Source organism: Yoonia sp., assembly GCF_017854565.1.
Classification (GTDB): domain Bacteria; phylum Pseudomonadota; class Alphaproteobacteria; order Rhodobacterales; family Rhodobacteraceae; genus Yoonia.
The window spans coordinates 1-8,389 of the sequence record NZ_JAFMHJ010000073.1 but is presented as its reverse complement, the minus strand read 5'-3'; the positions used below and the strand labels follow the sequence as shown (position 1 = coordinate 8,389).

Below are 8,389 nucleotides of genomic sequence, written 5' to 3'. Positions count from 1 at the left end.
CCCGCCACGATACGCCGCCCTTCAAATCACGCCATCACCCAAATTCCCGCATAGCTCCAGGTGGATCGAGCCTGAGCATATATCTCGGCCAGTCGATCATCCTCTCGACGACCTTCTCGGGCTACGGGCTGGGCCTATGGGGTGCGGTGGACCGGCTGAACGCCGTTGCCATCGCCATCGCCGTGACGGCGGGTCTGATGGGTGCGCTGCTCATCTGGCGTTCCCGCTTTGCGCTCGGTCCTTTCGAATGGGTCTTGCGACGGATCACCTATTCTGGGTTTCGCGTCTGAGGCCTCAAGGCAACAGCCGACTACAGCACATCGGTTTAAGTCCGGGCAAACGCGAAAACACCGAATGTCTGGGATGGCCGGTCGTCTCTCAAAGGTTGCCCTCTGTTCGCCACTTTGCAAACTCCGCTTACTGCGCATTGCTGCCGTTCGTCCACAGCGCCGCATCCGGTGAAGTGGCCTCGGAGCGGTCGTTCTTGAGGTGGGCAGGTATTTTGCGGCGGTCTTAGCGACGTGGAAACACGAAACACCGGTCGCGGCGGATCATGATCCACAAGGGCGTGCCGGGTTTGGGCAGGAAGACCGATGGCACCGACGCGCGCAGAACTGAGCCGTCGAAATCCATGCGGAATTCCACAAGGCTCGACGCGCCCATGAACCGCGCCCGCTGGACGATGCCGCGCGCGGGGGCGCCGTCCTGGGGGGTTGGGTTCGGGCCGCGCCCTTGTCTGTCAAAGTCGATTTTCAGATGCTGTGGACGGATCACGATGTCGACCTCGGTGCCGTTGGGCACGCCGGGGGCCAGGAATTGCCCAAAGGGGGTATCGGTCAACGCGCCTTCGACTTTGCCGCTGATCACGTTGATATCACTAAAGAAACCAGCCGCCCTGAGGTCAACGGGGGCATTGTAGATATTATAGGGCGCACCGCGCTGCACGATCCGGCCATCGCGCATCAGGGCGATTTCATCGGCCATGCGCATCGCCTCGCCCGGCTCGTGGGTGACCAGCAGCACCGCCGCGCCTTCGCTTTTGAGCACTTCGAGCGTTTCATCACGGATGTCATCGCGCAGGCGGTCGTCAAGGCCCGAAAACGGTTCGTCCATCAGCATGATGCGCGGTTTGGGCGCCAGCGCGCGCGCCAAGGCGACCCGCTGCTGTTCGCCGCCCGACAACTGGTGCGGATAGTCGTCGATATAGCGGGTCATACCGACCTTATCGAGCAGGGCCTTGACCCTTGGCGCGGCTTCACCACGTTTGAGGCCAAAGGCCACGTTCTGGCCGACGGTCAGGTGGGGGAACAGGGCAAAGTCCTGAAACATCAGCCCGATGGACCGGCCTTCGGGGGGGACGCGGGTGATGGTGTCGCAGACAAGTGTGCCATCGACGTGGATGGTGCCGCTGTCTTGCATTTCAACGCCCGCGATGATCCGCAGCGTGGTCGATTTGCCGCAGCCAGATGGGCCCAGAAGGCAGGTCACCTGTCCCGGCATCACGGTCAGGTTGATGTCGTCCACCACCCGGCGGTCGCCAAAATCCTTGACGATGTTCTTGATTTCAAGGCGGGGGGCTTGCATGGCGGGGGAATGATCCCTGACTGAAACGATTAGGTATAGCGCATCTAACAACACAATGGCACCGGGGCAAGGTCGGCCGCCCGGTGCCTGTCTGTGCGGATCGGCGGGTTTAAATCGTGGCGTTGATCGCACCACCATCCAGCACGATGTTTTGGCCCACGATGAACCCGGCATGCTGCGAGCAAAGAAACGCGCACATCGCGCCAAATTCAGCGGCTGTGCCGTAGCGGCGGGCGGGGATCGTTGCCTGACGCTGTGCCTTGGCGGCTGCCATATCAATGCCCTGTGCCTTGGACACGCCGGTATCGAGGCTGACCGCGCGGTCAGTGGCATGGATGCCGGGCAGCATGTTGTTGATATTCACGCCGTATTGCGCGACCTGCCGCGATGTCCCCGCAACATAGCCGGTGAGGCCGGCGCGTGCGGCGTTGGACAGGCCCAGTTGCGGAATAGGTGCCTTGACCGACCCGGACGTGATATTGACCACCCGGCCCCAGCCCCGGTCGATCATCCCCGGCATCAACGCTTTCATCAGCGCGATGGGGGCCAGCATATTGGCGTCCAATGCGGCAATGAAATCATCGCGTTCCCAATCGGACCACAGGCCCGGAGGTGGGCCACCGGCATTGTTCACAAGGATGTCAACGTCGCCCGCCGCATCCAGCAAAGCCGCGCGCCCCGTATCTGTCGCCACATCGGCCGCGACAGTGACCACATCGACACCATATTTGCTGCGAATCTCGGTTGCCGTCGCTTCCAGAGCGTCAGCGCCACGCGCGTTCAGAACCAGATTGACCCCGGCTGCGGCCAACGCTTCGGCACAGCCGCGCCCCAGCCCTTTTGAAGATGCGCAAACCAATGCGCGCTTTCCTGTGATGCCCAGATCCATAACCGATACCTCGTTGTGATTGTTGTTCCCGCAAGGACTTAGCACTGCGATCCCCTGTCGGCAATGTGAGGGGCGGTTTTGCATTCGCACTTGGCGGGTCCGCCGCTGCGGTGTAAAGCGCGATCATGGACCCGGAACCACTGATCATTGAAGTCTTTCGCGCCGACGACATGCTGGCGACAGATGGTGTCGCGCTGGGGGAGCCGATTTCGTTTGCCGATGAGTTGGTGATGGATGACGTCTATCAGGTGTCGCCGCGCGGTCGCACCTTGTCGCTGCCCCTGATCAAAAGCACGGTGGACGGGGTTTTGCAGCGCACCGATAACGCCGCGCATGTCGTTCATCTGGATTGCTGCCTGACGCTAATGGCACCTGACGGGCGCACCCATGAAGCGTTGATTCTGGTCGAGGTCGCCGATGATACGGTGGTGGATGTGTATGTCTTGCCGTTGGGGCAATTGCAGCCTGCCGTTGATTACCGTCTGGTCGGGCTTGAGCGCCACACAGCCACCCGCCGCTTTGCCGAGGCCGCATGTGGGGCATTCGCCAAGGGCACGCATATCACGATGGCCGATGGCCAGATGCGCCTGATCGAGACGCTGCAACCCGGTGATCTGGTGCTGACCCGTGATCAGGGCAAGCAGCCGATCCGCTGGATTGGCAAGGCCACGTTGCGCGCCAGTGGTGCCTTTGCCCCGGTGGTCATCACCAAGGGGGCGCTGCACAATGAGAACGATTTGGTCTTGCGCGCCGAGCACCGGTTGTTTGTCTATCAAAGGGCCGATCATCTGGGCGCGGGCCGCGCCGAGGTTCTGGTGAAGGCGCGCCATTTGGTGGATGGCGATACAGTCGTGTGCCGCGAGGGCGGTTTTGTCGAATATTTCCAACTGGTTTTCGATGCACATCACATCATCTTTGCCGAAGGAATATCGGCGGAATCGCAATTGGTGAATGCGGGGACCCGTGCAGGCCTGCCTGCGGATGCGCCACAGCACGATCATGCGCAGGGCACGCATATGCGCTATGACGTGCAGGATCATCTGATCGACCCGACCAACGCTGCGGCATTGCTGCGCGCGGCCTCGACCCGTTAGGGCAGCGCCGTCGCCGCAAACGCGCCATCGAAGATGTCCACCCCGGCAGGGCCGGTGATGTCACCATAGACCACGCCCAAAATCGCGTCGCCATTGCGCCCGCGAAAATCCCCGGCGATATCCCCGTCGATCACATAGGTGTTGCCCGCATCGGACAGGTTGCCGGACAAAAGCGCGGTGAATTGGTAGGCGGTGCCGGGATCGGCGCCCGGATCAAAGGCACCGCCGCTGATCGTCAGGACCCCGCCAAGGCTGCTACCGTCCACGGCCTGAAAATTGTCGAGTGTTCCGGTCATGGGCGTATCGGCGGGGCCGAAATTGACCGTGACCGCAAGGTCGGCAATATGTGCCAGATGCGCCCCGCCGGTCGGCAGGTTGAGAACCACCGCGCCGCCATAGGCCACGGCACCACTGTCGGGCAGTTGCGCGGCAGGCGTAACATCCAGCGCCGCTGCATATTGCACCAAGGTTTCAAAATCTGACAGGCGCGCAGCATCCATGGGGCCGCCAGCGCCGCCACATGCCGCCAAGGGCCAGAAAAGAATGAACATGATCCGCCGCATATCTAAGGGTGCAGCCTGTCGGAACAGGGTTAAGGGCTGGTTAATGCCAGTTCACCGATCACGAGGATCGTGGCATCGGTCAGGGTGCCGTTATGATCGACCACCGCCGCCAGATCAGCGGTTGCGATGGCGGCCAGCGGATTGCCCAGAAAGCTGCCCGTCAGCGTGCCATCGAAAATCAACGCCTCACCCGGTGCGGTCAGGCCGCCGCCGTAGTCCATGTGCAGGTCACTGTCAGTGGCCCCACCGACCCCGCCGCCATCAATCGTGATTGCACCGGCGTAATCGAGCACCGCATTGCCGCTGTCGGTGCCAAAGAAACCATCAAGCGTCCCACTGACCGCTGCAGTGTCAAAGGCCACGGTCACGGCCGCATCGCCGAACAGGACCAAGGCGTTAGCCGCCTCGATCCGGATCGTGGCAGAGCCATCAAACGTGGCATTGCCGCTGTCGGGCACCGCCACGTCAGGCGTCACCGCCATGCCCATGACCCCAGCACCCGGATCGCCCAAGACCCGCAGTTTTTGCGCCTCGTAGATGTCGAGCCGGGCCAGACGCGGGTCAATGCCGCTGCCGCCGCCGTCACCCCCACCGCCGCCGCAGCCGCACAGCAGACATGCAGCCCACCAGACCCATCTGATATGTTTCATCGCCCTGTGCCACCGTGCGGACCCAATGCCCCCCGCAGGCATATCCGCAAAGCCCCAAGCTTTGGTTAAAGTGCGGCGGTATGATGCGGACCGATTGCCCTTTGCGCGCTGAACGCATAAAGCATCGCCCATGACAAATCGCCCTGCCCTTCCCGCTGAAATTGCCCGCCGCCGCACGTTTGCGATCATCTCGCATCCGGACGCGGGCAAGACGACCCTGACCGAAAAATTCCTGCTGTATGGTGGCGCCATTCAGATGGCCGGTCAGGTACGCGCCAAGGGCGAAGCACGGCGCACGCGGTCGGATTTCATGCAGATGGAAAAGGACCGGGGCATTTCGGTTTCCGCATCGGCGATGTCGTTCGATTTCGAGAAATACCGGTTCAATCTGGTGGACACGCCCGGCCACTCGGACTTTTCCGAAGATACCTATCGGACGCTGACGGCTGTCGATGCGGCTGTCATGGTGATCGACGGCGCCAAGGGCGTTGAAAGCCAGACCCGCAAACTGTTCGAAGTGTGCCGCCTGCGCGATCTGCCGATCCTGACGTTTTGTAACAAGATGGACCGTGAAAGCCGGGATACGTTTGAAATCATTGATGAAATTCAAGAAAATCTTGCGATTGACGTAACCCCTGCGTCATGGCCCATCGGGGTGGGTCGTGAATTCATCGGCTGTTACGATATCCTGCGCGACAAGCTGGAGCTGATGGACCGCGCCGACCGCAACAAGGTGGCCGAAAGCATCAAGATCAGCGGGCTGGATGACCCCAAGCTGAAAGACCATGTGCCCGCGCATCTGCTGGAAAAGTTCCTTGAAGAGATCGAGATGGCCAAGGCGCTGCTGCCCGCACTGGACCACGAAAGCGTTCTGAACGGATCAATGACGCCGATCTGGTTCGGCTCTGCGATGAATTCATTTGGCGTCAAGGAACTGATGGACGGCATCGGGACCTATGGCCCGGAACCGCAGATTCAAACCGCGCAGCCACGTAATATCGCCCCCGAAGAATCCAAGGTCGCGGGCTTTGTGTTCAAGGTACAGGCGAACATGGACCCCAAGCACCGCGACCGCGTGGCGTTCGTGCGGCTTGCGTCGGGGCATTTCATACGTGGCATGAAGCTGACCCATGTGCGGTCGAAAAAGCAGATGGCCATCACCAACCCGGTGCTTTTTCTGGCCGCTGACCGCGAATTAGCCGAAGAGGCATGGGCCGGCGACATCATCGGCATCCCCAACCATGGCCAATTGCGCATCGGTGACACGCTGACCGAGGGCGAAGCGATCCGGGTATCGGGCATTCCTTCGTTTGCGCCCGAACTGCTGCAAAGCTGCCGCGCGGGCGATCCGATGAAGGCCAAGCATCTGGAAAAGGCGCTGATGCAGTTTTCGGAAGAAGGCGCCGCAAAAGTGTTCAAGCCGACCTTTGGGTCGGGCTTTATCGTCGGCGTCGTCGGCGCCCTGCAATTCGAGGTGCTGGCCAGCCGGATCGAGCTGGAATACGGCCTGCCCGTCCGGTTTGAGGCATCGCAATTCACATCCGCCCGCTGGGTATCCGGCAGCAAAGAAGCGGTGGATAAATTCGTCGCCGCCAACAAGCAGCACATCGCGACGGACAATGACGGTGACACGGTGTATCTGACCCGGCTACAGTGGGATATCGACCGCGTCGCGCGTGACTACCCCGACATCACGCTGACCGCGACCAAGGAAATGATGGTATAGATTTGCCCGCAACCCTGATCACCTGCCTGAAAGACGAAGGGCCATTTCTAATCGAATGGCTGGCGTATCATAAGGCGATCGGATTTCGAAGGTTCATTGTCGGCGCGAATGACTGCACCGACGGGTCCCATGAAATGCTGACGCGGTTGGCCGCGCTGGGCGAGATTGAATATTTGCCTTTTTCCAAATCCGACGGCGTCGGCGCGCAGGACAAATTTGCCACGAACCTTTTGGCCACGCAGGTCATTTCGCCCGGCGAATGGATTTGCTGGCTGGATCTGGATGAGTTTCTGAATATCCACCTTGGGAATGGACAGATTGATGATCTGTTGACGGCAGTGGCGCGGGCAGATGGTATTCGTCTCAACTGGCGCATTTTCGGTGCGGATGCTGCGCAACTCTGGCCAGATCGGCAACTGCACCCCACGTTTTGTCGCTGCGCGCGGGCAGATTTCGGGATGGTCGGACCCTACCCCGCCAACCGCACATTTAAATCTTTGTATAAGTATGTTCAGGGCATGGGGTTTTGGGGTCATGGGCCGCTCTTCAATCATGCGCATATCGCCGAAAAGCCGGTTTGGTGGAATGGGAATGGCAAAAGAATTCGCCGGACAAAGTGGCCTTATAAAGTCGAAAAGTTAAAAGAGGGCGGGCCCGGGGTGTCTTACTTGCCCGGAAGGCCAACCTATCGTTGGGCGCAAATCAACCATTATGCGACACGACATCCTGATTTGGTGATTTTGCGACGACGACGCGGGCGCGGCGGTGCGTTTGTGCCCACTGACCACAGGCATCCTTGGTCTGATGACTTTACAGACCGCCACTCTGATGCATATTTTGCGCGCTACAACAGGACCGAAGATGAGGATAGGTCGATCCTGCGGCATTTGCCCGCTGTTGACGCGGAAATGGCCCGGCTGTTGGCCGATGATACGGTCGGGCACTGGCACAGCCATGCACAGACACTGCTGCGGCGCCACCTTGAAAGCCGGGAACGCGCCGCCGATTGACGAAAGACCCCCATCCAGCACGGTCGTGTAAAGGATGCGTTAACCATATTGCAGCAACTCTACGGCATGATTTTGCGCTTGCTCATCGTGTTTCTTGGTCTGACTGCCTGCACCCCGCGTGCGGATGTGATCGTGCGGTATGATGATTGGACCGGGTTCAATGAATACCTCACCCCCGAACATGAGATTTTCCGCGACCGAAAGGCGATCATGACCGTCCGTCCGGTGGTGATTGAACGCGGCGGCACGCGCGCTTTTGGCCTGCTGACCAACATCCGGCGCCGGGTGCCCAACGGCCCCATTGTCGAAGCCATGTATGCGGGTGATATCCAACTGCAGTATCAGCGCCATGACCGGCTGCTGACCCATTGCATCGACAGATGCCAGCGCGCCGAAGTCGGCGTTATCCACCTGACGGAAGCCGCGTTTCGCGCCGCCGCCCGCACCGGGCTGCCGATCCGGGTGCAAGGCCGGCGCGGGCGCTATGATGGCGTCGCACCGGGCTGGCTGTTTCAGCGAGCTATGCTTGAATTTGGGTGACGCGCATCATCAGGCGGCGCGGTTTTCGGTATCGTTTGTGTGTTCGATACCGTCTGTGAACTTGATTCCTTCGATAACCTTTGGCAACTGATTTCTGCCCTTGAGGCGCAGCCATTTCTTTGATGCGGCCTGAATGAGGGTGAAGACCATCAGTTTTGCGGTCTTTTGTGACAGCGCCCCTTTGGTCCTCACCGTTCGGTGCCGAACTGTGGCGAACACGCTTTCAATCGGGTTCGAGGTGCGCAGATGGCCCCAATGCTCAGCTGGGAAGTCGAAGAATGCAAGCATCGCCTCTTTGTCCTTTGTCAGGCAGGCAACACCTTTTGGGTATTT

Annotated in this window: 10 protein-coding genes; 5 read left to right on the top strand and 5 right to left on the bottom strand. The window is 60.3% G+C overall.

Annotated elements, in window-relative coordinates:
• On the top strand, positions 1–290 hold a 290-nt coding region (locus QZ196_RS16550; RefSeq protein ID WP_296428410.1), incomplete at its 5' end, for a DUF418 domain-containing protein.
• Between the two features lie 223 nt (positions 291–513).
• On the opposite strand, the gene QZ196_RS16545 is transcribed toward QZ196_RS16550, so the two are convergent.
• Both QZ196_RS16545 and QZ196_RS16540 read right to left on the bottom strand, forming a co-directional pair.
• Positions 514–1,584, bottom strand: a complete 1,071-nt coding sequence (locus tag QZ196_RS16545; protein WP_296428407.1) for an ABC transporter ATP-binding protein — start codon at positions 1,582–1,584, stop codon at positions 514–516.
• Positions 1,585–1,693: 109 nt separating this feature from the next.
• Positions 1,694–2,473, bottom strand: a complete 780-nt coding sequence (locus tag QZ196_RS16540) for an SDR family oxidoreductase (protein ID WP_296428405.1) — start codon at positions 2,471–2,473, stop codon at positions 1,694–1,696.
• A gap of 125 nt (positions 2,474–2,598) precedes the next feature.
• On the opposite strand from QZ196_RS16540, the gene QZ196_RS16535 reads away from it, so the two are divergent.
• Positions 2,599–3,567, top strand: a complete 969-nt coding sequence (locus tag QZ196_RS16535) for a Hint domain-containing protein (protein ID WP_296428403.1) — start codon at positions 2,599–2,601, stop codon at positions 3,565–3,567.
• Here QZ196_RS16535 and QZ196_RS16530 read toward each other — a convergent pair.
• Together QZ196_RS16530 and QZ196_RS16525 are read right to left on the bottom strand one after the other, a co-directional pair.
• Positions 3,564–4,118 (bottom strand): hypothetical protein, encoded by a 555-nt coding sequence (locus tag QZ196_RS16530; RefSeq protein WP_296428402.1) that lies wholly within the window; start codon positions 4,116–4,118, stop codon positions 3,564–3,566. The genes QZ196_RS16535 and QZ196_RS16530 overlap by 4 nt on opposite strands.
• Positions 4,119–4,159: 41 nt before the next feature.
• Positions 4,160–4,780 (bottom strand): hypothetical protein, encoded by a 621-nt coding sequence (locus QZ196_RS16525; RefSeq protein WP_296428399.1) that lies wholly within the window; start codon positions 4,778–4,780, stop codon positions 4,160–4,162.
• A gap of 130 nt (positions 4,781–4,910) precedes the next feature.
• On the opposite strand from QZ196_RS16525, the gene QZ196_RS16520 reads away from it, so the two are divergent.
• From QZ196_RS16520 to QZ196_RS16510, 3 genes are all read left to right on the top strand, one after another.
• Positions 4,911–6,506, top strand: coding sequence for a peptide chain release factor 3 (locus QZ196_RS16520; protein WP_296428397.1), 1,596 nt, complete (start codon positions 4,911–4,913; stop codon positions 6,504–6,506).
• A gap of 2 nt (positions 6,507–6,508) precedes the next feature.
• A complete protein-coding gene (locus QZ196_RS16515) occupies positions 6,509–7,516 on the top strand; it encodes a glycosyltransferase family 2 protein (protein ID WP_296428395.1) in 1,008 nt (335 codons plus the stop codon).
• Positions 7,517–7,582: 66 nt separating this feature from the next.
• On the top strand, positions 7,583–8,056 hold the full coding sequence (locus tag QZ196_RS16510; RefSeq protein ID WP_296428394.1) for a hypothetical protein: 474 nt from the start codon (positions 7,583–7,585) through the stop codon (positions 8,054–8,056).
• 9 nt (positions 8,057–8,065) lie between these two features.
• On the opposite strand, the gene QZ196_RS16505 is transcribed toward QZ196_RS16510, so the two are convergent.
• Positions 8,066–8,389 (bottom strand): transposase (locus QZ196_RS16505; RefSeq protein ID WP_296428392.1); only part of this gene is annotated, 324 nt, incomplete at its 5' end.

Excerpts from the sequence above, each read along its gene's own strand:
- QZ196_RS16545 (WP_296428407.1), bottom strand. The coding sequence starts at position 1,584 with ATGCAAGCCCCCCGCCTTGAAATCAAGAACATCGTCAAGGATTTTGGC.
- QZ196_RS16540 (WP_296428405.1), bottom strand. The coding sequence starts at position 2,473 with ATGGATCTGGGCATCACAGGAAAGCGCGCATTGGTTTGCGCATCTTCA.
- QZ196_RS16535 (WP_296428403.1), top strand. The coding sequence starts at position 2,599 with ATGGACCCGGAACCACTGATCATTGAAGTCTTTCGCGCCGACGACATG.
- QZ196_RS16530 (WP_296428402.1), bottom strand. The coding sequence starts at position 4,118 with ATGTTCATTCTTTTCTGGCCCTTGGCGGCATGTGGCGGCGCTGGCGGC.
- QZ196_RS16525 (WP_296428399.1), bottom strand. The coding sequence starts at position 4,780 with ATGAAACATATCAGATGGGTCTGGTGGGCTGCATGTCTGCTGTGCGGC.
- QZ196_RS16520 (WP_296428397.1), top strand. The coding sequence starts at position 4,911 with ATGACAAATCGCCCTGCCCTTCCCGCTGAAATTGCCCGCCGCCGCACG.
- QZ196_RS16510 (WP_296428394.1), top strand. The coding sequence starts at position 7,583 with ATGATTTTGCGCTTGCTCATCGTGTTTCTTGGTCTGACTGCCTGCACC.